Origin of the sequence: Bacillus sp. RB3, from assembly GCF_030164735.1 — a bacterium.
GTDB lineage: Bacteria > Bacillota > Bacilli > Bacillales > Bacillaceae_G > Bacillus_A > Bacillus_A cereus.
In genome coordinates, this window is record NZ_JASNGE010000011.1 from 58,672 (window position 1) to 82,031 (window position 23,360).

Below are 23,360 nucleotides of genomic sequence, written 5' to 3' on the forward strand. Positions count from 1 at the left end.
ATGGAAAGTAGTGAAGTAGTAAGAGAAAAGGAACATCCTTTTGCGAAAAAAAGATGGATAATAGCAGTTACTTTAGTTGTATTAACAATCCTAGGTCTCTTTTACGGTCTTTTCGCAGGAAGTTTATCCTTTTCTGTACGAGATATTCTAACGGGTATACAAGATGAAGGTTCGACAGTTCATCGAATTGTATGGGATCTTCGCATACCGAGAGTGCTCATTGGGTTTATAGTAGGAACATGTTTAGCTGCATCTGGTACACTGCTACAAGGAGTAATGAGAAACCCTCTTGCAGATCCTGGTATTATCGGAGTTTCATCTGGGGCAGGCCTTGTAGCAATTGTCATCATGATTTTATTCCCACAGCATCTAGCTTTTTTACCACTAGGGGCGTTTTTAGGATCTTTCATAACAGCGATGGTTATTTATGCTTTATCATGGCAAAAAGGGGCACCACCTTCAAAAATCGTCTTAGTAGGGGTGTCGATCAATGCATTAATTGGTGCAGCAACGTCAGCATTAATGTTATTACATAGTGACAAAGTACAATCGGTGTTACCGTGGCTAGCGGGTGGTATTGGTGGTGTAAGTTGGGCACATTTAAATATGATTATTTATTATGCAATATTCGCCATTATATTAGCTTTCTTTGGTATTAAGCATATTCGAGTGTTAATGCTTGGAGATGAAATGGCAAAGTTATTAGGACATAACGTGGAAAAAAGTCGGTTTTATTTAATCGTAGTAAGTACATTATTAGCTGGAATTGCAGTAAGTGTGTCTGGTCTTATTGGATTTGTCGGTCTTGTCGTACCACATATGCTACGTTTATTAGTTGGAAATGATTATAGATATTTGCTACCTTTATCATGCCTTGGCGGCGGGGTATTACTTGTTTTTGCGGATGCAATAGCTCGAAGTTGGTTTGACCCAATCGAATTGCCTGTTGGTATTTTACTGTCCTTCTTAGGTGGTCCGTTCTTCTTATATTTAATTCATAGAGGAGGAAAACAAAGTGATTTCCGTTAACAAAGTGTTTTACGCACACTCTGAAAGATTTCAAATGCAAAATATGAATGTACATATTAAGGCTGGAGAAATCGTTAGTTTAATTGGTCCGAATGGATCGGGAAAATCTACTTTGCTTCGTTTAATAGCAAGGCTACTGAAACAAAGCGAAGGGGACATCATTTTAGATGGGAAAAATATTCATATGATGAAGAGTGCTGATGTAGCGAAGCAATTAGCAATGTTACCACAAATGCATGATCATCAATTAGATTTAACAGTGAAAGAACTAATTGAGTTCGGAAGAGGTCCACATAAATCATGGAGTAGCCACTTAAATAAAGAAGATGAAGAAATTGTTGATTGGGCATTGTCTGTTACAAATCTTGAAGGGTATGAATATCGTCTTTTACATTCTTTATCAGGAGGGGAACGGCAACGTGCTTGGATTGCGATGACGCTAGCGCAACGTACAAATGTCTTATTATTGGATGAACCAACAACCTTTTTAGATATCGTTCACCAGTTGGAAGTAATGGAACTTGTGAAACGATTAAATGAGGAGTTTGGGATGACAATTATAATGGTTTTACATGACATTAACCAAGCTGCTCAATATAGCGATCGTTTACTTGTATTAAAGCGAGGAAAAATTCAGTATGATGGTATACCAGAAGAAGTACTATGCCATGAAATGTTTCAACATGTATTTGGCATAGATGTAGATATTTTTCAGGGAAGTGACAAGCCTTTTTTTACACCGAAACGAATTTCTAAAAGGGGAGAAGAGCGATGCAAACAGAAGAGCGTATTACCATTGAATTAGTAAGAGAATTTGTTATGGCAGCTCACGGGGATTTAGAGAAAGTACAAGAGCTATTGGTTGAATCACCAAGCTTACTTCACGCCTCTTATAATTGGGGTGGATCAGATTGGGAAAGTGCGTTAGGCGCATCGGCACATGTAGGTCGTAAAGATATTGCTCTTTATTTACTAGAAAAGGGTGCTCGGATGGATATTTTTGCAGCAGCTATGCTTGGTGAATTAGAAGTTGTACAAGCTATTTTAGTAGCTCAACCAGAAGCATTGCGCGCATCTGGTCCTCATGGTATTTCTCTTCTTCAACATGCACGAATGGGTGGAGAGAAATCTAAGCGTGTATATGATTATTTAGCAATACTATCTTAATGAACGAAGGAAGTTCTTATGTGCGGTAAACTTTTCACTTGAAACAATTGGAAAGTTTACCGCCCGTTAGAACGGGATAAGTATCTAGTATATTTGAAAATCCTACACCCCCCTCAATTGTAGTTTTCTTTATGCTAGTTATGATATGGATGCAGTGGACAATATTTGTCCACTGCTTTTTTTGTTTCTATAAGATTGAATATTCTGTGTTATGTGGTTGATTCATTTATAATAAATGGTAACACTTATTGTGCATACAAAATATGATTGTGAAATTAAGAAGAAATTAGTAGAAAGGAGTGAAGGAATGTTTCATACAGACCGTTTACAAATTCGTAAATATACAATGGATGATTTACAGTTCTACGCTTCACTATGGGGAAACGAAAAAGTAATGCGCTATATTGGAAATGGGAATTTAAAAACATATATGCAATGTAAAAAAAGTTTGGAAGAGTGGGTAATTCCTAGCTATAAAAACGGCCTCGGTTTATTTGTATTAATTGAAAAGGAAACGGGGATACGGATTGGTCATGCAGGATTAGTAAAGCAGCAGATAGATGGAAAAGAGGAAATTGAAATTGGTTATTGGTTATTACCTCAGTATTGGGGAAAAGGCTATGCGAGAGAAGCAGCGGCAGCATTTCGAGACTATGGCTTCCAAGCGTTACGAATGAATAAATTGATTTCTCTTATTAATCCGGACCACCCCGCCTCAATCTTTGTTGCTAGAAAAACGGGGCTTAGTTATGAGAAAACAACTTCATTTCATGGGATGGATGTTCTCGTTTATTCCATTAGGCGCGTTGGATGAAAAAAGGTTAATTGCATTTTTTGAAGAATGGTATATAAAAATAAAGGGGGGATTACATGTACATTTATCATAATGGACTTATTATTCGTGAGGGGACGAATGGTGTACCTGCATATGCAATTAAGACTTTATTCGAAGATGCCGGTTGGAGCAATGATAATATCCCTTCTTGGCAAATTGAAAAATTCACGATAGCATTTGAAAATTCAACATGGGCATTCACAATTTGGGATGAAGAAGAGATGATTGCCATGGTTAGAGTCATTTCTGATGGAATCATGGTCGCGAACATAGTAAATTTAGTTGTGAAATGTGAATATAGAGGGAAGGGATTAGGTAAGAAACTTGTCGCTCTTTGTTTGCAAAAGCTACCACATGGTGACTGGTTTGCACATACTTCTGCGAACAATTTTGATTTTTATAGAAGCTGTGGATTTGAAGTTAGAGAGCTATCGAGAAATGGAACATGTGCGTATTATGGATATCAAGTCGCGAAAAGAGATGGTCACCGATAAATGAATGAAAAGTAAAAGTTTAGCGAGGTAATTTTGAGGATTTGATAATAGAGAATGGATTGAGGCACATTTTATGATAAAATAAAAGAAAATTCTGTTTATTATTAGGGGGATAAAAATGAGTATAAAAGTTGGGGATGTATTTAAATATGAAAGAAGATTTACTGAGGAAGAGGTGTTTGAATTTGCAAATATTACCGGAGATAAAGGTAGACACCATGTGGAATATGATGAAAATGGAAGATTAATGGTCCATGGTTTATTGACTGCTAGCATTGGAACGAAAGTAGGCGAAGAATTACATTACATAGCAAGAGAATTAGTAAGTGAGTTTATTAGACCAGTTTTCACAGGAGATACAATCACTTGTGAATTAACTTTAACAAATGTTGAGCAAATGGAAGGCTATAAAAAAGTTTCAATCGAGTCAGTTTATCGCAATCAACACGAAAAGACTGTACTAGTGGGGACAAGTTATGGAATTATAAGGGGATAAAAAAGAAGCCTGTTTAGCAGGCTTCTTTTTTATTATTTAGTAAACACGTTTTCGATTTTCCGCATAACTAGAGATGAGTAGTAATGCAGTTTCTTCTCCTATATTACGAACAATATGAGGAACGCATGCATTCCATGAGAAAGAATCACCTTCTTCTACAATTGCAATATCTTCACCGTGCTGAACTTCTAGTTTTCCGCGTAATACAAGGTGACATTCTTCCCCTTCATGGGCATTTGGTGAGTTTTCTTTCGGGAATCCAGTAGGGATTTCTACTAAAGATAGGCGAAGGCCCCCTTGCTCCGCAACATGTTCAATTCTTTGCTCATCTTTGCCGTATACACTGTATTTCCGTTCTTCTTTTTTGACAATTTTTAATCGATCTTTTTGCTCTAACAATAAATAGGGAAGGGGAACGTTTAAAAAATTGGAGATCGTTTCTAAAGTTGAGATAGATGGTGATGTTTTATTATTTTCAACCTGACTCATAAATCCTTTAGAAAGACCTGTTCCCTCACAAATTTGTGCGATTGTTATGCCCCTACGTTGACGAATTTCACGTATTGCAGAACCAATATTCATAAAATCAAGCTCCTTTTTGTAAACAACTATTTGTATCATAGCAAAAAAAATATATTTTTTCCCAGTGAAAATGAATTGACGAATAAAAAAAATTAGTGTATGTTTTGTAATGTGAATAAAAGTTTTGTATAAGAAAACTATAAAGGAGAGAAAGAAATGAATCAACATATTGGTAACTTAATTATTCGTATCGTGTTAGGGGTAACATTCTTCATGCACGGTTTAACAAAATTCCAATCAGGAATTGACAATATTGCAGGGTGGTTTACAAGCATTGGTTTACCAGGAGGACTTGCATACGGTGTAGCAACATTTGAATTAGTTGGAGGCCTATTATTAATTCTAGGTTTAGGTGTAAGATATATTGGATTATTATTTGCACTTGTTATGGTTGGAGCAATCGTAAAAGTGAAATGGTCAGCTGGTTTATTGGGAGATGGAAAAAATCCTGGTTTCGAATTAGAACTTGCATTATTAGCAATGGGTGCATACTTATTTGTTGCAAAAGCTGATGGTTTTGTAGATAATTTCTTAAAAGAAAAAATGTCAAAGAAGAACTAATTTAAATGGGGGGCTAACAAGATGAGTTTTCAACTTCATCCCGATACAACACTGGATGTTGTTCATTTATACGTATCTAATGTAAAGAAATCACTAGAGTTTTATACGGAAGTACTAAGTATGAAGGTGCTAAAAGAAGAAAAAGCAGTCGTTACATTTGGGAATGAAAATGATGAACCACTTCTTATCATTGAAGAAAAAAAAGAAGCTTTTCCGAAGCAAAGAGGAAGAACAGGGTTATATCATTACGCAATTTTATTACCAAGTAGGCAGGATTTAGCGAATGTTCTTCGTCATCTTGTAGAAATGGTATATCCACTACATGGCGGGGCCGATCATTACTTTAGTGAAGCTCTTTATTTAGCTGATCCAGATGGAAACGGGATTGAAATTTATCATGATCGACAAAAAGAAGTTTGGCGTGATGAGAATGGAGAGCTCCCATTTGTTAGTAACCCGTTAGCTGGTGAAGAATTATTGCAGCAAGGAAGTACATGGAGTGGATTTCCAGCTGGTACTGTGATGGGGCATATTCATTTCCATGTAGCTGATTTAGAGGAAGCGAAACGTTTCTATGTTGATGGTCTTGGTTTTGAAGTAACAATCCCAGCTCGTAATGGAGCGTTGTTCGTATCAGCAGGTGGCTATCATCACCATATCGGTTTAAATACATGGCAAGGTGAAGGGGTACCACCGCAAATGCCAGGTTCTGTTGGTTTGAAATATTTCACAATTGTATTAGCGGATGAAAAACAAAAAGAGCAAGTATGTGAAAGCTTAAAAAATATTGGTAAGATTGCTACGTACAAAGATGGAATATTACAAGTCGAGGATCCATTTGGACATTGTATCCATTTCCAAATAAAAGGAGAAGCCTAAAAAGGCTTCTCTTTTTTATTTTCTTATAATTGCATTTTCGTTTTGTAAAAATAGTTCATCAAATTGTTTTGCAAGCTCAAAATCTAGTTTCGTTAAACCTTTTGCATTCCAAGATGACAAAGTAATAATAACTGCTTTATACTGGATAAGGATAAATGGATGGTGATTATGTTCTTCTGATAGTTTGGCGGCTTCAGAGACAAATTCGACTCCTTTTAAGTAGTCGGAAAACATATATTTTCGTTCAATCCATTTCTCATCTTTTACCATCCATTTATCTACCTTCAATAATTCCTCGTGAACTTCTTCTTCAGTTAATCTTAGCATCATTTTTCACATCCTTTATTGGAAGTAACGCAAGACCATTGTTAATAAGGCGTGTTACTGCTTCGTCAGTTGTGAAAGTAGAAAGTTGATGTAGTAATGCTGCAGATGTTTCATGCCCTTTGTTATGCTCTAAAAGTAACTCTAATACTTCAAGGCGCAGCAACCATTCTTTCGCATAAAATTTATTTAATACTTCTTGGATTGCTACTAATTGATCGATATGCGCGTCGTGTAAAATCCCCTCACTTCGAATATCTCGAACTGTTTGATACATACGCTCGAGTTCATTCAGTACAAGCGGAGCAGGAATTTCTTGAACTTCTTCATCCATTGGGAAAAATGCTGCTGCATCTGCGGCACCTGGGAATACTGAAGTGATTTGTGAGCCAACAGCCATATCAAATGCGCCCCATGAAGCATCAAATAAAACGCGGGCGTTATAAGTAACTGTGCAATCGATAAAGGAAATAAGAGCAATTTTCTTATCATTTTTCACAATATCTGTTACTGTTCCTTTTACATGAATACCACTTGCAAAAGTAAACTCAGCGATAGTTCCAATTTTAATTCCTAATGATTGTAGTTGTTCGTCTGTACAATTTTCTAATGCAATATTTTCAGTAAGTAATCCAATCGGTGTTCCAAATCCGTCACTGTGTACAGAAGTAGAATGATTCGCTAACTGTTTATTATGAAGCGCTAATGCCGTTGGCGAATTTGTTCGCATGTAAATTAATTCACCTGCATCGTTTTCAATTGTCTCGCTAAATGTACCTGTAATTTGTAATCCACTATTTAGCTCAGCTGTTGCATAGTTCTCAGAGCGAATTGCTTTTTCTAAACCTTCTTTTCCACCTGTTTTAAAGGCCATTGTTTTAGAAAATGTTTCAAGCGCATCTGTTAATTCTTCAAAGGATTCACAAACAAATAGTTGTGGTTGCATTTTTGTTACGTCATAAGTTGTCCCTGTACATGCTTCGATAGAAAATGGAACCTTTTCTACAGCGTCTGTTAAGCAATGTTTGCTTTCGCCAACAGAAGAAAGGAGACCAGCACCATATATCTTTGGATCATCTATATTTCCGATCAATCCATATTCTACTGTCCACCAGAAAAGACGTGAAATTTGTTCAGCTTCCGATAAACCAGAAACTAAGCTTTGTTTTTCAATTACAGCATTTTCAGCAGCCTTAACTTCATCAGGAGTAGAAGTAGGGCTTTCTTTTACTATCGTTAATGTACGAACAGCTTCAAATGCATCATGTTCTTCTTTTGTAGAGAAAGCTTTTGCACCAATTTGCCCAAAACGTTTCACATATTTTGCATATGTAGGATCAAGTAAAATCGGTGCGTGTCCTGCGGCTTCATGTACGATATCTGGAGCTGGTGTGTACTCGATATTTTCTACTTTCCGGATATCTGTTGCAATCGGTAGTAATCCGTGTCCTTGAAAATCGAAGAATGCTACGCCAGGAATAAGTCCGTCAATTGTTACAGCGCCCCAGCCGCTTGGTGCCAAACACTCATTCATTTCTTCTACTTTTGGAATTGCATCTATATTAATACCAGATGATTGTAGTCCGTTCACATAGGCTGGATGAGCAACGTCTTTTAAGAAGCTATGATTTTGTCTCATAATGTAACGCCACACAGCGTGATTCACCGGTGTGTATTGATCATAATGTTGTGTGGATACAAATGGTTTTAAATGCGATGGAATTTCTGTTTTCTTTGTCATTTAGACATCCTCCTTTTTTTCAATAAAATTGAATATCGATTTCGTATAGCTTGTATCACCCCCTTTCATTTTTTGTAAGCGCTTATAAAATTTTATCATAAGATTCGGAATTATTTAACATATGTTTCTGTGATAAATAGAAAAAGCCCCTATCGGAAAATCCGATAGGGGCGAAAGAATCGCGGTACCACCCTATTTGTAAGTGAAAATATACTTACATCTCAATTAATGATAACGGAAAAATTCCGTCTTTTCCTTCATGCATAAAAGCACTACGAAAAAGAAGCTCCAGAATTGTAATTCATACTTATATATGTGCTAATTTCCACCGACCATTAGCTCTCTGTAACAGGGATATAAGATACTACTGCGATTCTTTCAACGCGTATATATGAAATTGTGTAAGAGGATGGATGCAAAAAAGTCCCTATCGGAAAATCCGATAGGGACGATAAAAATCGCGGTACCACCCTATTTGTAAACAACTAATTGTTTACCACTCACTTTACGATAACGGAAAGATCCGTCTTTCTCTTCATGCATAAAAAGCATTACGGGAAAGAAGCTCCAGAATTGTAATTCACGCTTGTATATGTACTGATTCGCACCAACCATCAGTTCTCTGGGACAGTGATATAAGTCGCTACTAGCATTCCTTCAAAGCCGATATATAATTCGTTCAACTAAACTATGTTTTGTATTATAAAACTATATTAAAAAAATTGTCAACAAAAATTTTTTATCCCGTGTTAATGAGCAGTAAAATTCCTACCTCAAAATTCGGTGGGAGAATAACTGCCCGTAACCCCCGATTGGTGAAGGCTAATAATCAGTGGGGATGAACAAAATCTCTACTGATTAAGGCTTCACTTTATTTCACTTCTAAATTAACAGTTAAATTAGAGGTATTGCCAGCTGCATCAGTTGCTACAATGTGAATAGTATTTTTTTCTTCGTGTAATTGAGTGCGATCGAAATAAATGTCATAGCTTTTCTCCCAAGGGTTCAGGAATGCCTGTTCCCATACACCATTTCCGTTAATTTCATATTGCATTCTCACTGGAATACCAGGTGCTTTTTTTAGCTCAGCATGATAAGACTGCGCATTACTATTTTGGAAATCTGGAGCATGCTGAATATTACTTTGAGCAGCGAGAGGTGCGTGTTGCAATTCTACAATTACTGATATTTCTTTTGTTGTTTTCGTTTCAACATTTTGAGCAATTTTATGTTCTCCCCACTGTTCAATCGTTGTTTTTAATTGTGGACTAAATTGCTTTTCCTTTTGTAGTGATTCAGCATGAGCGCTTAAAGCTCCAAAACTAGAAAAGACAAGCGCCATGCTTAATAGTGTAGATGTAGTTTTTTTCATTGATACTCCCCTAATAAAAGTGCCAATATTCAGAAATAAAATCTTGCATTTTAGTTAAAAATTATAAATGTAAATGTTGGCTAAACTATACTTTCGACATAATTCATACCAATCCTCTATGGATTGAAAATTTCTTGGGAAATTTTTTCTGATTATGTCGAATCGATATTTTTCACATATTGTAGGGAGAAAGTGAGGAATGCTATGAGGGAAATGGAGTGATGGTATGAAAAGGCTAATAGTAAGTGGTAGTGTAGTGTTGTTTATGTTTTTATTTTCTATCACTATTACTAGTGCAGAAAATAATAGTGTGAAAGTTGCTTTTATTCGTCATCATAACCTTTGGATTAAAGTTGATGGGAAAGAAATACAGATTACAAAAGGAGAGTACATAACAGGGCCGAAGTGGTCATATGATGGGGAGTGGCTAGCATATGTAAAAGGGAAGAAACAAAGTATTCTTGAGTTATATCGGCTGAAAGATGGAAAGAAAGTTACGCCGTTTCACTCAGAAGCGTCAAATTATCAATGGTCACCAACAGAAAATATAATTGCATTTATATTTACAGGTACATTAAATACATTTGATGTAGAAAAAAAGAATGCAGATTTTGAAAATGTATCGGCTGGTGTAGGGGATTATGCATGGTACCCCAATGGAAAGAACTTTCTTGTATCCTCTGAAGCGCACTTACTTCCAACAGGATGGACAGGGGCTCAGCTATATGAACTGCAAAAAGATGCACATATGAATCCTCACAAAATGAAGCATTTGTATGCATTGCCAAATGAACATGATGATTTCCTAGCGCTAGTAGCAAGTGGCTTTAAGTGGTCACCAGATCAAAAGTGGATTTCATTTTTAGCAGTACCGACAGCTTCATGGTCAGCTGATAGTAATACGCTTTGCTTAGTTCGTGCAGATGGCAGTCGGTTTGAAAAAGTAGATCAAATGTTACTAAACGCACAATGGTTTCAATGGGCACCATCAAAAAATATATTAGCTTATATTGAAGGGAGCGGAAGAGTTGCATTAGAAAATAAGCATTTAAAAGTAAAGGAATTGCCAGCACTTCAGCAGAACATATTTACGCCGAAAGGATATGTTGATTGGGATTTTGTATGGAAGAACGATAGAGTAATTATCGTTTCACGAGCAAAGGAGGCAGGGATAGAAACTCCACCAGAAAAAAGACCACTACCATCTTTGTATGAGGTCGATAGTACAAGTAATGCACAGCATCAAATCACAAAGAAAAAGAACAAGCAAGGGGATTACCACCCGATCTTCATGAAGAAGAGTAATCAATTAATTTGGATACGTTCAGACCGTAAGAAAGCGGATGTATGGCTTGCTCATAAAGATGGGAAACAGGAAAAGAAGTGGATTGAAAATATAGATGTACCAGCGTGGTATTATGAGAAATGGAATTGGGAAAATGTCATCTCGGTGAAATAACAATAAAAAACTGCCTAAAAGATCATTTTAGGCAGTTTTTTATTGTTATTTATGCGTTTTATTTGGCTTTTTTTTCGCTGGGTTTCCGTTCCCTTGGCGCTTTCTATTTTGTTCATCTTTTGCTTGTTTTTCATGTAGTGTATCTAAAAATTCATTCGAGTTACTCATTTTTCTATCACTCCTTTCATTTCGTCCTAATTACTATAACCATTTAGGAGGATAATCATGAGTTAGAAGTTAGGCACTTAATTTTCTTCGATAATGTAAGTAAAATATTCCATACATAACAAATAGCATGAGTAAAACTTGTAACTCTACATTTTCCTTTAAAATAGCTGCGATAGGGTCTGGTAAGTACGGTGATTTATCGTTTGTGTTTAAACCTAACCATTTATTTAAGAGGCTAATGGTACAAAACATAAAAACACCGGACCAGCTTGCCGTAATTGCTTTTTGTTTAATTTTTGTTTCACGTTCATCATCTGTAATCCAAGGATTAGCAGTTTTATCCCGCATTAACGGGCAGTAAGACCCCCACCTCAAAATTCAGCGGAGGCAAAGAAGTTAGGTGGGGATCAACTGTCCGTAAAAGCCCGATTGGTTCAACTAATAATCCGTGGGGGATGAACAAAACCTCCACGGATTAAAGTTTCACTTTATCACTACTAAAAAATCCATTTATGTATCCCCATATAATCATTCCAATTAAGATGGTTATCCATTTCATATTTTTTGATTCACTTCTCCCTTGTAAAAAGTGTTTTACATATCAGTTTTTCATATAGCAGGAATAAAGTATAAGATAGGGAAGAAATATGTAAGAGGATTTCATAAAGAGAGGAGGAAGAGGATGAAAATCGTTTTTGTTCGGCATGGTGAAGGTGAACATACAACGGATTTACCAGAAAGTTTACAAGTGTTTGACCCACCATTGACGAGAGTAGGAAAGGCTCAAGCTAAATTACTTCAACGTGATATATCATTACAAGAAGCGGATATATTAATTGTTAGTCCTACACTTAGAACTTTGCAAACGGCGACAATATGGAGTGCGAAAGTTGCTTGTCAAAAACTAGTCCATCCATATGTATCCCCACGTATTTTTCCTTATCGAGAAGGAGCGAAAACATTACCGTGCGATTATATAGTAGATCAGGGAATGATAACAAAGTTATTTCCGCATTTTTCGATAGAGAAAAGCTCAAATAATCAGTTATGGAAGGAAGGTATAAACACTATTTCAGAGAATAGTTTTCAGCAAATAGTAGATGAATTTCTTCTTTGGTGTTATGAACTGGGTGCTGAAAGAATTTGCATTGTATCTCACGATGGAACAATTACAGCATATAGGCAATATTTACAGAAAGTCGTTTTAACTAGATCAGATTTTTTGAAAGAAACGGGCATATATGAAATGGATTTATCCCATAAAATTCTGATTGATAAGGGCTGATTATAGGATGGGGGTTGTATGTTGAATATTGCATTAGTAGTTGGTTTTAATTCGGATTTAGAAGCGCAATCAATTCGAGCATCTCTTGAATATTTTGGTGCAAGGGTTGTGACGTATTGGATTGGTAGACCGAAAGATTTTGTGGAAGTTCTTTCTGGAAAGAACTTATTTAACAATATTAATTATATTATTTTTTGCTTTCATGGTGAAGAAGGGAAGTTTGTCATGGAAGAGTTAGGCGAAGAAGTATATGAACAAGATGAACCGAGAGGGTATTTTGGTACAGAAGAAATTTATAAATATGCAAAATTGCATAATACACATATTGTAAATAGCGGGTGTACGTTAGGGGAGCAAAATCTAGCAAAATCTTTTTTACATAGTGGTGCGAAATCATATATTGGATCGATTGATTATGTAGATGGAAATGCAGCACTTATGTTTACTATACGCTTATTTTATGGGGTTATTAACCATGGGAAAACGTTAGAAGAAGCGTTTCAAGAAGCGAGTTTAATTGATGAGGAGACACATACATTTCGATTCTATAATTAGTGTGAAACACGTTTATTCTATATTCGAATAAACGTGTTTCACATTTAACTCACATTTTTTTTACATTTTTTTCAATGAAAATGGTTATCACTTGTGGTATGATATGTTCAAGTTTTTACAGGTAATAAAAGTTACTATATAAACGTTAGTTTTTAATGTTTCATACGCATGTCACAGATTATTCATAATTAACATTTGAAAAATAAGTAACTAATGTTATTATATTATCTGTAACTAACTTAATTACAACTTTAGGAGGAAGATATGGTTATTCAATTTTTAAGAGAAAACAAAGCAGTTTCTTTTGCATTAGCAGTAATTCGAGTATATCTTGGTTACACATGGTTAATGGCTGGAATCGGTAAACTACAAGGAAAAGGATTCGATGCAACAGGTTATTTGCAAGGGGCAATTGAAAAATCTAAAGGTGCACAACCGGCTGTTCAATCTTGGTGGGCATCATTCTTACAAGAATTTGCAATTCCAAATGTAGATTTGTTTAATACACTTGTAACATGGGGAGAAATTTTAGTCGGAATTGGTTTAATTGTAGGCTGTTTAACAAAAACAGCGGTCTTTTTTGGTCTTGTAATGAACTTTTCCTATATGTTTAGTGGGTCAATTGGTGTGAACCCTGAGATGGTTATCTTATCTATGTTTGTTCTTGTTTCCGGTATGAACGCTGGGAAATTTGGAATGGATGGCTTCGTTATCCCGAAAGTATTAGGATCAAAAACTCCAAAACGCCAAAAGCAAGCTGCTTAATATATGAAAACGGGTATCTCATTTTGAGATACCCGTTTATGTTATTTTTCAACTTTAATCGGATTGTTCTTAAAGAAATCTTTTACATACCCGACAAATTCTTGTGGTTCTTGGCGAAATGGTGCATGATAACCTTTTTCAATAATATGTAAAGTGCTATTTTTTAAGAATTGATGATACGTTTCTCCTTCTTTCCAGGAAACGCTACTATCATTTCTGCCCCATATAATTAAAGTTGGCTGTTTTATTTCATTTGCATTAATTTTAAGACGTCTAGGCCATAATTTCATTTTATTATAATGCTCTTCATCATTACGTTTGAATTTCACTTTGCTTTCATCATAATCTGTAATAGAAGAAACGGCATTTAAATCAGTCGACAATTGTGGTTTTGGTGAGCCTTGTTTATTAACGAATGTATGAGGGCCACCTGTAGCATCAGTTAAAATAAGGTGAGTAACTGCTTCAGGATATAAATATGTTAAATTTAGAGAAATTTCTCCCCCCATGGAATGCCCCAGTATTGCGAATGAATCATACCCTAGTTTTTTCATTAATTTATAATACAAATTTGCATGAGTTGGAAAAGAATAATAAAAATCCATTGGCTTAGATGAGCGCCCGAATCCTAAAGCATCTACAGAAATAATTGTATGATCTTTTGCTAAATCGGAGTAAATCTTTTGAAAACCATCTGATGACCCTCCAAAGCCATGAATCATAAGTAAAGGTGGTTTTTCATTACCAATCTTTTTAAAGTAAATGGTTTGACCATCTATTTCTACCATTTTTTCCTCGGTAGCTAGTTTCGCTGTAATTGTATTTTTAACTTGTTTTACTTGTTCTACTGGCTTTTCTGCTGCACTACATCCTACTAATAGTGTAAGAGTAAGACAACCTACCATAAAATAGCTAAATCGCTTCAATTAGGTGTCTCCTTTCTAACATAACGCTGTATCTATCATAGCAAATAGCATATTACGATTTCCAGGAAGTTGGCTACCATTTTTTATCATAAGAGGTGAAAGGAGCGTTTCTTGGAAATTTTCTGTTTGAAGAAATTGACGAAATGTAAATTGTGAGTGTGGAACATCAATTCGTACTATACCATTCCAACATTCACATATCTTTTTTAATAATTGGATAGCATCTTCTTCTTGCTTGGCGATAAGTGGATTGATACATAATATATTGCCCTTTTGTATGCATAATGAAAAAGCTTCTATACAGTTATTTCTTTCAATTTTAAAAGAGTGTACGGCCCTTGGTAATAGCAAAGAGTAAAGTAGAGAACGATTCATACCAGTTGCAATTTGATCCAGAGAAGTAACAGGTATAAGGTCTTCTTCTTGTACTTGTTGTAAGTGAGAAGGGTACGTCTTAATAGTTTGCTTTTCAAAACGATGAATCGTTGTTGCTGTTTGAAATCCGCATGATGTGTATAGAGGTTCGCCAGCTTTTGTCGCAATAAGTGCAATGGGTTGTTTTGGATGAATTTGTTCCAAGCAATGATTTAGCAACATGCGCCCTATTCCGCGTCCTTGAAAATTAGGGTGAACGATTAACATACCAATGGAAGCGAAGTTACTTGTAAAGGGAAATACTCCTCCAGTCGCAATGAGTTTGTTTTCATGAATGTAACCTACAAGTGTGCCGATAGAAAGATACATTTCGAATTGTTTTTTCATAAAAATTTCATCGTGTAACCATCCAACAGATTTGCAAAGATTAAGTAATTCAAAAATAAAAGATTCATTTAGCTTTACTATTTTCATAAAGGCTCACCGCATTTCTATTTATTTTCATAAACATAGAGTCAAAATGTAAAAAAAGAGATTTACGTTAAATGAAATCCAACTTGTTTATATTTAAATTGTAAAGGGCGGAATGATTGATACAAAAAGACAAACTTATACAAATTATAACTGATATTTACATAAGTTAACAAAAAATTTACATACAGCTAATTTTCTCTTAATAGTCTTCCATTAAATTTGATAGTGGGAAATGAATAACCTAATTAGGGGGACAAGACAGTGAAAAAGTTTGTGAAAAAAGCATGGCCATTTGCAGTTGTGGCATCATTAGCAGTTACTTCGGTAGCAACATGGAATTTTACTCGTTCTAGTGAGGTTAATGCAGATGAGAACGGAAGCAATGCAAAGATTAAAAATGTTATCGTATTAATTGGGGATGGTATGGGTCCTTCATATATGACGGCTCACCGTTATATGAAAGATAATCCAAAAACCTTTGAAATGGAATCTACAGAATTTGATAAGCATCTTGTAGGAACACAAAAAACATACCCAGAAGATGAACATGAAAATATTACAGACTCTGCATCGGCAGCAACAGCTATGTCAGCAGGAATTAAAACATATAATGCTGCAATTGCAGTTGATAATGATAAAGCGGAAGTGAAAACAGTTCTTGAGCAAGCGAAAGAAAAAGGGAAATCAACGGGACTCGTTGCAACTTCTGAAATTACACATGCAACACCAGCTGCTTTCGGTGCGCATGACATTAGCCGTAAAAATATGGATGCAATTGCAAATGATTATTTTGATGAGAAAATTAAAGGGAAGCATAAGGTAGATGTTATGCTTGGCGGCGGCGTAAAGAACTTTGTTAGAAAAGATCGTAATCTTACAGAAGAGTTTAAGAAATCTGGTTATAGCTATGTAACGGATCGAGATCAATTGTTAAATGATAAAAATGATCAAATTCTTGGTTTATTTGCACCAGGTGGATTAGATAAAATGATTGACCGCAATGAGAAAACACCTTCATTAGAAGAAATGACTAATGCAGCAATTGAGCGTTTGAACAAAAATAAAAATGGTTTCTTCTTAATGGTGGAAGGAAGTCAAATCGACTGGGCTGGACATGATAATGATATTGTTGGTGCAATGAGTGAAATGGAAGACTTCGAAAAAGCTTTCAAAGCAGCGATTGAGTTTGCGAAAAAAGATAAAAATACGTTAGTTGTTGCAACGGCAGATCACGCTACTGGTGGCTTATCTTTAGGTGCCAATGGCGAGTATAACTTTAAAGTAGATCCAATTAAAGCTGCAAAACGCACACCAGACTTTATGGCAAATGAGATTGCAAAAGGTGCAAATGTAGAAGAAACATTGAAAAAGTATATTGATTTACAATTAACTCCAGAAGAAATTCAAGCTGTAAATGATATAGCTCCGTCAAAAGATGTAACAAAGATTGATAATGCAATTGAAGATATTTTCAATAAGCGCTCGGTTACAGGCTGGACAACAGGTGGACATACAGGGGAAGATGTGAACGTGTATGCATTTGGTCCAGGTAAATACTTGTTCTCTGGCGTTCAAGAGAATACAAATATAGCGAAACGTGTCTTTGATATTGTTGGTGGCGGTGATCCGAATAAAGGAAGACGCTAATTAAGAGCGAAAGTGAGGCGAACTGCCTCGCTTTTCTTTTTAGGAGTTGGAAATATGAAAAAAATATTTGCGAAATTAAGATTCCTTCTAGCATTTGTAGTATTACTAGTTGGATGTCAACAAGAAGAGAATAATGTAGCACAAAAATCTACTACTAAAAAAACTGAGGAAAAGGTACAAATAACAAAAGAAGAAGAGAAATCTATTCAAGATGTTATTCATACATTTGTGCGAACGACCAATGAAAAAAATCTTGCAGAACATATGGAGTTATTTTCAAAGAAGATGCCTAGTGCTGAAGACTTAAAAACACAAAAAGAAGCCGCATTTCAAAAGGGAAATAAGAAAATTGAATTGGAACATATAGATATGAAAGTTAGTAAAGTAGGGTATGTTATTGTTGAAACGAAAGAAAAGGAAGTAGACGACAGTATTACTCTTCAAAAGAAAGTACAGTATGCCCTTGGAAAAGAAGAGGATAAATGGAAGATTGAAGAGGTTCGAACAATAGAGAAAAAATAACGTGAAACTTTAATAAGTGTGGAGTCGTACTTCCCAAAAATGATAGAAAAAAGGTTCTCATTGGCGAGAACCTTTTTTTATAGTGGTAGCATAATTTGATTTGAACATGCCTCAATATCATCAATATCTTGACGAATTGTGGCCATTTTATTATCCAGATCTTCAGCTTTCATTGCTGCATCATGTAGTTCATCTTTTAAATACTCCGGTATTTTCCCTTCATATTTATAATAAAGTTTGTGTTCTAAACTTGCCCAAAAGTCCATTGCCAGTGTACGTAACTGAATTTCTGCAAATACATCTTTTGTACCAGAATTTAGTGATAAAGGGTATTTAATGATCATGTGTAAACTTTTATATCCGTTTCGTTTTGGGTTAGCGATATAATCTTTTACTTCTATGACTTCCATATCTTCGCGTTTTTGAATGACTTCTTTCAAATGATAGATATCTTCTACGAAGCAACATGTAATACGAATACCAATAATATCTTGTAAATGTGTTTGAGCATTTTCAACTGTTGGTAATAAGCTTTTGCGCTCTAGTTTTTTAATAATACTTTCAGGTTGTTTTAGTCTTGTTTTTATATGTTCAAACGGGTTGTAATCCTCTAGAAATTGAGCTTCCCGGTTCATAATTTCAAATTTAGTTTTTAACTCTTCTAAAGCAAATGTATATGGTAATACAAAAGCTTTCCAGTAGTTAACTGTTGATTGATTATATTCCATTTATATACACACCTTTTCCTATTTGCAAGTGAGGTCGTTATTATACTAAATACCAAATCATATAAGCGCAAGCAGCAAATGATGAGATCATAAAGCGATATTTAGTTTTCATACTTTCAACTCCTTTCGAGTAAGATTTTATATAAATAAACGTGATTGTTAATAAGTTCACTATGTACAGTTTCTATAGTAATAGATTCGTGTGAATTTCGTATGAACTAATTGTTTCAGCTTTTTGTCTTTTTTGCTGTTAATCATAATTATTATTCGGATTTAAAGTGTTTTTATTTGATTTATCTATTTGTATAAATTAATGTATATTTAAATTTGCAGTTATCGAGGAGGATATATGGTGAACTTTGAAGAATTAGCAATTGCTAGACGTTCTGCAATGAAATTTATACAAGGTATAGAAATCCCTGATGAGGATTTTAAAAAAATATTTGAGTTAACTAAGCTTTCTCCATCTTGCTATAATTTGCAGCACACACATTATGTTGTAATTCGTGATCAAGAGCGAAAAGAAAGATTAAAAGAATTAGCTTTCGGTCAATATAAAGTATCGAGTGCATCAGCGGTAGTGCTCGTTTGTGGTGATAAAAAAGCATACCAAAATGTTGAAAATATTTACTTCGGTATGAAAGTTTTAAAAATGATTGATGAATGTGAATATGAAGATACAATTAGGCAAACGAAAGGTTTATATGAAGGAAAAGGAGAGCGTTTCATGGAGGATGAAGCGATTAGAAATGCTTCGTTAAGCGCGATGACTTTTATGTACGCAGCTAAATATTATGGCTATGATACATGTCCAATGATTGGTTTCGATGAAAAAGCAGTACAAAGTGAATTAAATATGCCGGAGCATATAGTACCTGTTTTAATGATTACGATAGGAAAAAGTGATACGACTAAAACTCGCCCACGAGGATATCGAAAGCCGATTAGTGAGTTTGTTACATACGAATCGTTTTAATAAAGTGAAACTTTTAATCAGTGGGGGTCTTACTGCCCGTTAATGCGGGAGAAAATTTATTTAACTATAAAAACAAGGGGATTCTAAATGGAATCTTCTTGTTTTTGCAATTGACAAATGGAATGAAGTTTTATAATATATAAATCGTAATCATTACGTTTTAGTTGCGATTTTTGAAAGAAAGGAGAATTAAATATGCGTGTAAATATTACATTAGCTTGTACGGAGTGCGGTGATCGTAATTACATTTCTAAAAAAAATAAACGAAACAATCCAGAACGCATCGAATTAAAAAAATATTGTCCACGATTAAAGCGAGTAACGTTACATCGTGAAACGAAGTAGAAGACTAGAGATATCTCTAGTCTTTTTTTATAGTTCTTTGGTTTTGTTTGTTATAATTACCTTAAATTGTAATAAAGGGAGCGGTATGATGAATCAAAAAGATAAAGAAAGAAAAGAGCAAGTGGCTCATATTATTAATATTCCAGATGAATATAGTCTTGTTGTAGATGATCAAGAAGGGGTTGATGACCCGTATCATCTATTATGGTGGGAGCATAAAGAGGATCAGGAGAGAACGATACAAATTACATTGAATAGACATACTGGTAATTTAATTGAATTTAGGATAGATGATGAAAATCCTTTTTCAAGTGGCAAGGAAGCGATAGAGGAGAAGAAGGCAAGAGAGATTGCAAATGCGTTCTTGAAAAAATATACAAAAGAAGGATATGAATTCTATACATATGTAACGGTTAAGGACGACAGGCGCGGTTGGAAAGAAGTAAATTATATGCAAGAAGTGAATAGCTATCCATTGCCGAATACAGGGTGCGTTGTGCGAGTGCACTCTTCAGGTAATGTTGTGCATTTTCATTACAATGGACAAAAAGCTATAGAGAAAAAACCGTTATGGCCAAGTGAAATTGTTGAGGAGAATATCGTTTTAGAAAATTTGAAAGCTAGACAAGATATGAGACTTGTATTTGTAGATTTAACATACTCTTCATGTGAGTATGAAAGCGGGGAAGAAGTAAAAGGGTACCATCTTGTATATGAACCAGAGCCTAGTCATGCGTTTATTGATGCAAGTACAGGTAAAGATTTATTTGGACCAGATCATTATAAATTGCCTTCGGCTATAGCTGTTGAAAAATCGAAAAAAGGTAACGAACGAGGTGACGTATTCGAATTATTTGACTGGAATAAAGAAGGTTTTACAAAAGTAGATGAGACAGAAAATGATGATGAAATAAGGATGAAATTTGTTCCGAAAGAGGAATTACAAAAACAGAAAGAAGAGAAGGATCCATATTTAATGAATGAATTCTTTAAAAAGCATTTACCGATGTTGAAATATAATAATTTAGTTAGCGTTAAAATTGATAAATTAACCAATGAATTAACTGGTTTTATAAAACTGACAGATGATAAAGAAGTAAAGCAAATACTGTCTAGAGAGGAATGTTTACAAAGAGCACTTCAATTTTTAGAACGAGTTATTCCAGATATCACACAATATCTGCGTCTTTGGGAGGAATGTGAAGAAGCAGAAGATGGGATTGAAAGATTTATCTTTTCTGTATATATAAATGATATTCCGGCAGAGTATAACCAATTTATGATTAACATCAATGCAGAAAATGGTGCTGTTATGCACTACTCGGGGGAGTCTAGCAACTTTATAAAAGAATTGCTCACATATGAAATAACACCAAAAGTAACTAAAGAAAAAGCGTTAGAAATGTACAGAGAGGCTATCCGAGTTAAATTAGAATGGTTTTTAGATCATGATGCAGAGGAAACGAAATACAAACTACTTTACAAACAAACGACAGATGAAAAACATAAAGAACCTTTTAATTGTAGGCGGGAAATTCGTTATATTGATGCCCAAGCGGGGAGAAAGATTTGGAGTAAGTAAAATAAAAAGAGTTATTTTTCAAAGAAAATAACTCTTTTTATTTTTATACTTTGCCTGTTCGTTTTTCAAAAGTAAATGTGATAGGAAGATTGGAATGAGAACTATCACTTTTAAATATTACTTTCCATTCTTTAGTATGGGCTTTAATTTCAAAATTAAGAAGATTCATCGCTCTACGTTTATCTATTTCTAAAAACATATTATGAATCTCTGGTTCTTGCTGTAAATTAAGAGCCTTTAGTGTGACTGTAAATGTGAAAAAATTCTGTCCTTCATATACTATTTTTGATATTTTTGTTTTTTGTTTATTTAACAGCACATAAAAACGGTCTGATGGAGTTAATTGTACAGAGTCATCAGTAATTTCATTTTCGCTATTATGAAGTTCAACTAAGTAAGATGTACTATGGGAAGAATCTTTTTTGCTTGTAATCTGTAATTCAGTAGGAATCATCGGTATTTCATAAAAATCATTTCTTATTATGTTGTTGTAATCCTCTGAAAATTTACGAACTTCTTTTGGAAAAGAGTCATCTTGTGTACTTAAAAAAGTTTTGTTTTGATTTGGAATTTTTTTACTAAAATTTAATGTTTCTTTAAAGTAATAATTGGATCCAGTTAAAAATAAACAACTACAGATTAATAAAAAAATTCGATACGGATTTTGAAAGTGAAAGAATAATAGTATACATGTAATAATTCCAATTACATAGAAAATAAAGATAAGTAGTTCTAGTTTTGAGTGAAAGGAGAAACCATAGTTATGAAAAAATTTTATTCCAGTTATAATTTGAGCTCCAAAAAATAAAGAAATTCCAAATTGAAAAAATAATAAATCAGGCCCTCTTTTAATAACAAAAGTAATGAACGAAATGAAAAGTAAAAATACCCCTAAATAAATTGTTACATTTAATAATCGTTCTAATGTAATCATGAATAGTGTCCCCTTTAATAGCATATTCATATATAAATAACAATTTTATTTAATTATAATATAACGATAAAATATTTTAAATGTTAGAAGTGTTGAGTTTTATAAATAAACTGTACAGACACAAACAACCTCACGCCCACATACACATAATAAAGACCACTATTTTGGCGGAGGTGAAAGGTTTGAGTCTATTCGCCGCAATTGGATATATGGTTCGAGAAGTGTTTGTCTTTGTTTCTTATGTGAAGAACAATGCGTTCCCGCAGCCGTTATCATCAGATGATGAGAGAAAGTACTTAGAGTTAATGGAGCAAGGTGATGCTCAAGCGAGAAATCTTTTAATTGAACATAATTTACGGCTTGTAGCTCATATCGTTAAAAAATTTGAGAACACAGGAGAAGATGCAGAAGATTTAATTTCAATTGGTACGATCGGGCTCATTAAAGCGATCGAGAGCTATTCTGCAGGAAAGGGAACGAAGCTTGCGACGTATGCAGCACGCTGTATTGAAAATGAAATTTTGATGCATTTACGTGTACTAAAGAAAACGAAAAAAGATGTTTCACTTCATGATCCGATCGGGCAAGATAAAGAGGGCAATGAAATATCGCTTATTGATATATTAAAATCAGAGTCTGAAGATGTAATTGATATGATTCAGCTTAGTATGGAGTTAGAAAAAATTAAAGAGTATATCGATATTTTAGACGAAAGAGAAAAAGAAGTGATTGTGAAACGTTTTGGACTTGGGCTAGATAAGGAGAAAACACAGCGGGAAATCGCTAAGGCGCTTGGTATTTCTAGAAGCTACGTATCACGGATTGAAAAGCGTGCTTTAATGAAAATGTTCCACGAGTTTGTAAGGGCAGAGAAAGAGAAAAAAGCGAAAGAGTAAAGTGTATTAGAAGCAGCCATATTTAAAATGGGCTGCTTTTCTTATTGTAAATAAGAAAAGAAAACGCGTTATGCTAAGAAGAAATACATGTTCACTGTTGAAAATGACGGATTCTATCTGTAATATTAGAAGGTGCTAAATAATTTAAGAATAATACCATACTTAGTTTTCTGTATATATAATAAGGCTGCTTTATATGATATGTGGGAATAAGAACCAATTTTACATATGATATAGAAAGAA

At 34.6% G+C, this 23,360-nt stretch carries 27 protein-coding genes, 1 pseudogene and 2 other annotated features; of the genes and pseudogenes, 18 read left to right on the forward strand and 10 right to left on the reverse strand.

What is annotated here, in order from left to right:
* The 6 genes from QO049_RS15800 to QO049_RS15825 all read left to right on the forward strand — a co-directional run bounded on the left by QO049_RS15800 (position 1) and on the right by QO049_RS15825 (position 4,021).
* Positions 1–1,029 (forward strand): FecCD family ABC transporter permease, encoded by a 1,029-nt coding sequence (locus QO049_RS15800; RefSeq protein ID WP_000445963.1) that lies wholly within the window; start codon positions 1–3, stop codon positions 1,027–1,029.
* Positions 1,016–1,834 (forward strand): ABC transporter ATP-binding protein, encoded by an 819-nt coding sequence (locus QO049_RS15805; protein WP_000626525.1) that lies wholly within the window; start codon positions 1,016–1,018, stop codon positions 1,832–1,834. Before QO049_RS15800 ends, QO049_RS15805 begins: the two co-directional genes overlap by 14 nt.
* Complete coding sequence (locus QO049_RS15810) at positions 1,801–2,196, forward strand: ankyrin repeat domain-containing protein (RefSeq protein ID WP_001192763.1); 396 nt, start codon at positions 1,801–1,803, stop codon at positions 2,194–2,196. Before QO049_RS15805 ends, QO049_RS15810 begins: the two co-directional genes overlap by 34 nt.
* A gap of 235 nt (positions 2,197–2,431) precedes the next feature.
* Positions 2,432–3,010, forward strand: coding sequence for a GNAT family N-acetyltransferase (locus QO049_RS15815; RefSeq protein WP_000258037.1), 579 nt, complete (start codon positions 2,432–2,434; stop codon positions 3,008–3,010).
* Positions 3,011–3,066: 56 nt separating this feature from the next.
* The gene (locus tag QO049_RS15820) at positions 3,067–3,525 is read left to right on the forward strand and encodes a GNAT family N-acetyltransferase (protein WP_000276114.1); all 459 of its coding nucleotides are present in this window, start codon (positions 3,067–3,069) and stop codon (positions 3,523–3,525) included.
* 118 nt (positions 3,526–3,643) lie between these two features.
* Positions 3,644–4,021, forward strand: coding sequence for a hotdog family protein (locus QO049_RS15825; RefSeq protein ID WP_000025015.1), 378 nt, complete (start codon positions 3,644–3,646; stop codon positions 4,019–4,021).
* 36 nt (positions 4,022–4,057) lie between these two features.
* Here QO049_RS15825 and QO049_RS15830 read toward each other — a convergent pair whose 3' ends face one another.
* Positions 4,058–4,603 (reverse strand): helix-turn-helix domain-containing protein, encoded by a 546-nt coding sequence (locus tag QO049_RS15830; RefSeq protein ID WP_001020693.1) that lies wholly within the window; start codon positions 4,601–4,603, stop codon positions 4,058–4,060.
* Positions 4,604–4,759: 156 nt separating this feature from the next.
* On the opposite strand from QO049_RS15830, the gene QO049_RS15835 reads away from it, so the two are divergent.
* Positions 4,760–5,164, forward strand: a complete 405-nt coding sequence (locus QO049_RS15835) for a DoxX family protein (protein WP_001071553.1) — start codon at positions 4,760–4,762, stop codon at positions 5,162–5,164.
* Between the two features lie 21 nt (positions 5,165–5,185).
* Positions 5,186–6,043 (forward strand): VOC family protein, encoded by an 858-nt coding sequence (locus QO049_RS15840; protein WP_000009844.1) that lies wholly within the window; start codon positions 5,186–5,188, stop codon positions 6,041–6,043.
* A gap of 15 nt (positions 6,044–6,058) precedes the next feature.
* Here the strand turns inward: QO049_RS15840 and QO049_RS15845 are convergent, their stop codons facing one another.
* From QO049_RS15845 to QO049_RS30955, 3 genes and pseudogenes are all read right to left on the reverse strand, one after another.
* Entirely contained in the window at positions 6,059–6,373 is a 315-nt protein-coding gene (locus QO049_RS15845) for a 4a-hydroxytetrahydrobiopterin dehydratase (RefSeq protein WP_000979538.1), read from the reverse strand.
* On the reverse strand, positions 6,354–8,108 hold the full coding sequence (locus QO049_RS15850; protein WP_246961251.1) for an aromatic amino acid hydroxylase: 1,755 nt from the start codon (positions 8,106–8,108) through the stop codon (positions 6,354–6,356). The genes QO049_RS15845 and QO049_RS15850 overlap by 20 nt, the downstream gene beginning before the upstream one ends.
* 163 nt (positions 8,109–8,271) lie before the next feature.
* Positions 8,272–8,499: a binding site (T-box leader), on the reverse strand.
* A gap of 50 nt (positions 8,500–8,549) precedes the next feature.
* Positions 8,550–8,778, reverse strand: a binding site (T-box leader).
* 402 nt (positions 8,779–9,180) lie between these two features.
* Positions 9,181–9,480, reverse strand: a pseudogene (locus QO049_RS30955) (hypothetical protein); the annotation flags it as partial.
* Positions 9,481–9,706: 226 nt separating this feature from the next.
* Here QO049_RS30955 and QO049_RS15860 point away from each other — a divergent pair.
* Positions 9,707–10,939, forward strand: coding sequence for a TolB family protein (locus tag QO049_RS15860; RefSeq protein ID WP_246961249.1), 1,233 nt, complete (start codon positions 9,707–9,709; stop codon positions 10,937–10,939).
* A 45-nt stretch (positions 10,940–10,984) separates the two neighbouring features.
* Here the strand turns inward: QO049_RS15860 and QO049_RS15865 are convergent, their stop codons facing one another.
* On the reverse strand, positions 10,985–11,107 hold the full coding sequence (locus tag QO049_RS15865) for a DUF4023 domain-containing protein (protein WP_000071866.1): 123 nt from the start codon (positions 11,105–11,107) through the stop codon (positions 10,985–10,987).
* Between the two features lie 69 nt (positions 11,108–11,176).
* On the reverse strand, positions 11,177–11,455 hold the full coding sequence (locus QO049_RS15870) for a hypothetical protein (RefSeq protein ID WP_002101335.1): 279 nt from the start codon (positions 11,453–11,455) through the stop codon (positions 11,177–11,179).
* A gap of 334 nt (positions 11,456–11,789) precedes the next feature.
* On the opposite strand from QO049_RS15870, the gene QO049_RS15880 reads away from it, so the two are divergent.
* The 3 genes from QO049_RS15880 (at position 11,790) to QO049_RS15890 (ending at position 13,712) form a co-directional block, all read left to right on the forward strand.
* Entirely contained in the window at positions 11,790–12,392 is a 603-nt protein-coding gene (locus tag QO049_RS15880) for a histidine phosphatase family protein (protein WP_000706246.1), read from the forward strand.
* 18 nt (positions 12,393–12,410) lie between these two features.
* Positions 12,411–12,947 (forward strand): hypothetical protein, encoded by a 537-nt coding sequence (locus QO049_RS15885; protein WP_000931929.1) that lies wholly within the window; start codon positions 12,411–12,413, stop codon positions 12,945–12,947.
* Between the two features lie 264 nt (positions 12,948–13,211).
* Positions 13,212–13,712, forward strand: coding sequence for a DoxX family protein (locus QO049_RS15890; protein WP_000236592.1), 501 nt, complete (start codon positions 13,212–13,214; stop codon positions 13,710–13,712).
* Positions 13,713–13,753: 41 nt separating this feature from the next.
* Here QO049_RS15890 and QO049_RS15895 read toward each other — a convergent pair whose 3' ends face one another.
* Positions 13,754–14,638: an alpha/beta fold hydrolase gene (locus QO049_RS15895; RefSeq protein ID WP_000819810.1), complete on the reverse strand. Its 885-nt coding sequence runs from the start codon at positions 14,636–14,638 to the stop codon at positions 13,754–13,756.
* Positions 14,639–14,653: 15 nt separating this feature from the next.
* Positions 14,654–15,487, reverse strand: coding sequence for a GNAT family N-acetyltransferase (locus QO049_RS15900; RefSeq protein ID WP_000706691.1), 834 nt, complete (start codon positions 15,485–15,487; stop codon positions 14,654–14,656).
* 261 nt (positions 15,488–15,748) lie between these two features.
* Between QO049_RS15900 and QO049_RS15905 the strand changes: the two genes are divergently transcribed.
* A complete protein-coding gene (locus QO049_RS15905) occupies positions 15,749–17,134 on the forward strand; it encodes an alkaline phosphatase (RefSeq protein ID WP_000714912.1) in 1,386 nt (461 codons plus the stop codon).
* A gap of 54 nt (positions 17,135–17,188) precedes the next feature.
* Positions 17,189–17,656 carry a hypothetical protein gene (locus QO049_RS15910; RefSeq protein ID WP_000717905.1) on the forward strand — a complete coding sequence of 156 codons (468 nt, stop codon included), beginning with the start codon at positions 17,189–17,191 and terminating at the stop codon, positions 17,654–17,656.
* Positions 17,657–17,733: 77 nt separating this feature from the next.
* Here QO049_RS15910 and QO049_RS15915 read toward each other — a convergent pair whose 3' ends face one another.
* Positions 17,734–18,384 carry a GTP pyrophosphokinase gene (locus QO049_RS15915; RefSeq protein WP_000456230.1) on the reverse strand — a complete coding sequence of 217 codons (651 nt, stop codon included), beginning with the start codon at positions 18,382–18,384 and terminating at the stop codon, positions 17,734–17,736.
* 349 nt (positions 18,385–18,733) lie between these two features.
* Here QO049_RS15915 and QO049_RS15920 point away from each other — a divergent pair, with 349 nt between their 5' ends.
* The 3 genes from QO049_RS15920 (at position 18,734) to QO049_RS15930 (ending at position 21,287) form a co-directional block, all read left to right on the forward strand.
* Positions 18,734–19,360 carry a nitroreductase family protein gene (locus QO049_RS15920; protein WP_000245978.1) on the forward strand — a complete coding sequence of 209 codons (627 nt, stop codon included), beginning with the start codon at positions 18,734–18,736 and terminating at the stop codon, positions 19,358–19,360.
* Positions 19,361–19,555: 195 nt separating this feature from the next.
* Positions 19,556–19,705: a 50S ribosomal protein L33 gene (gene rpmG, locus QO049_RS15925; protein WP_001265617.1), complete on the forward strand. Its 150-nt coding sequence runs from the start codon at positions 19,556–19,558 to the stop codon at positions 19,703–19,705.
* Between the two features lie 88 nt (positions 19,706–19,793).
* On the forward strand, positions 19,794–21,287 hold the full coding sequence (locus QO049_RS15930) for a YcdB/YcdC domain-containing protein (RefSeq protein ID WP_246961247.1): 1,494 nt from the start codon (positions 19,794–19,796) through the stop codon (positions 21,285–21,287).
* A gap of 43 nt (positions 21,288–21,330) precedes the next feature.
* On the opposite strand, the gene QO049_RS15935 is transcribed toward QO049_RS15930, so the two are convergent.
* Complete coding sequence (locus QO049_RS15935; protein WP_098431919.1) at positions 21,331–22,251, reverse strand: hypothetical protein; 921 nt, start codon at positions 22,249–22,251, stop codon at positions 21,331–21,333.
* Between the two features lie 152 nt (positions 22,252–22,403).
* Between QO049_RS15935 and sigK the strand changes: the two genes are divergently transcribed.
* On the forward strand, positions 22,404–23,117 hold the full coding sequence (gene sigK / locus QO049_RS15940) for an RNA polymerase sporulation sigma factor SigK (RefSeq protein ID WP_000051382.1): 714 nt from the start codon (positions 22,404–22,406) through the stop codon (positions 23,115–23,117).
* The last annotated feature ends 243 nt before the right edge of the window (positions 23,118–23,360 follow it).

Coding starts and splice junctions, on each gene's coding strand:
- QO049_RS15800 (WP_000445963.1), top strand. CDS start 1: ATGGAAAGTAGTGAAGTAGTAAGAGAAAAGGAACATCCTTTTGCGAAA.
- QO049_RS15900 (WP_000706691.1), bottom strand. CDS start 15,487: ATGAAAATAGTAAAGCTAAATGAATCTTTTATTTTTGAATTACTTAAT.
- QO049_RS15810 (WP_001192763.1), top strand. CDS start 1,801: ATGCAAACAGAAGAGCGTATTACCATTGAATTAGTAAGAGAATTTGTT.
- QO049_RS15840 (WP_000009844.1), top strand. CDS start 5,186: ATGAGTTTTCAACTTCATCCCGATACAACACTGGATGTTGTTCATTTA.
- QO049_RS15870 (WP_002101335.1), bottom strand. CDS start 11,455: ATGCGGGATAAAACTGCTAATCCTTGGATTACAGATGATGAACGTGAA.
- QO049_RS15920 (WP_000245978.1), top strand. CDS start 18,734: ATGGTGAACTTTGAAGAATTAGCAATTGCTAGACGTTCTGCAATGAAA.
- QO049_RS15910 (WP_000717905.1), top strand. CDS start 17,189: ATGAAAAAAATATTTGCGAAATTAAGATTCCTTCTAGCATTTGTAGTA.
- QO049_RS15830 (WP_001020693.1), bottom strand. CDS start 4,603: ATGAATATTGGTTCTGCAATACGTGAAATTCGTCAACGTAGGGGCATA.
- QO049_RS15880 (WP_000706246.1), top strand. CDS start 11,790: ATGAAAATCGTTTTTGTTCGGCATGGTGAAGGTGAACATACAACGGAT.
- QO049_RS15865 (WP_000071866.1), bottom strand. CDS start 11,107: ATGAGTAACTCGAATGAATTTTTAGATACACTACATGAAAAACAAGCA.
- QO049_RS15915 (WP_000456230.1), bottom strand. CDS start 18,384: ATGGAATATAATCAATCAACAGTTAACTACTGGAAAGCTTTTGTATTA.
- QO049_RS15835 (WP_001071553.1), top strand. CDS start 4,760: ATGAATCAACATATTGGTAACTTAATTATTCGTATCGTGTTAGGGGTA.
- QO049_RS15935 (WP_098431919.1), bottom strand. CDS start 22,251: ATGAATATGCTATTAAAGGGGACACTATTCATGATTACATTAGAACGA.
- QO049_RS15860 (WP_246961249.1), top strand. CDS start 9,707: ATGAAAAGGCTAATAGTAAGTGGTAGTGTAGTGTTGTTTATGTTTTTA.
- QO049_RS15885 (WP_000931929.1), top strand. CDS start 12,411: ATGTTGAATATTGCATTAGTAGTTGGTTTTAATTCGGATTTAGAAGCG.
- rpmG (WP_001265617.1), top strand. CDS start 19,556: ATGCGTGTAAATATTACATTAGCTTGTACGGAGTGCGGTGATCGTAAT.
- QO049_RS15890 (WP_000236592.1), top strand. CDS start 13,212: ATGGTTATTCAATTTTTAAGAGAAAACAAAGCAGTTTCTTTTGCATTA.
- QO049_RS15815 (WP_000258037.1), top strand. CDS start 2,432: ATGGTAACACTTATTGTGCATACAAAATATGATTGTGAAATTAAGAAG.
- QO049_RS15820 (WP_000276114.1), top strand. CDS start 3,067: ATGTACATTTATCATAATGGACTTATTATTCGTGAGGGGACGAATGGT.
- QO049_RS15825 (WP_000025015.1), top strand. CDS start 3,644: ATGAGTATAAAAGTTGGGGATGTATTTAAATATGAAAGAAGATTTACT.
- QO049_RS15845 (WP_000979538.1), bottom strand. CDS start 6,373: ATGATGCTAAGATTAACTGAAGAAGAAGTTCACGAGGAATTATTGAAG.
- QO049_RS15930 (WP_246961247.1), top strand. CDS start 19,794: ATGAATCAAAAAGATAAAGAAAGAAAAGAGCAAGTGGCTCATATTATT.
- QO049_RS15850 (WP_246961251.1), bottom strand. CDS start 8,108: ATGACAAAGAAAACAGAAATTCCATCGCATTTAAAACCATTTGTATCC.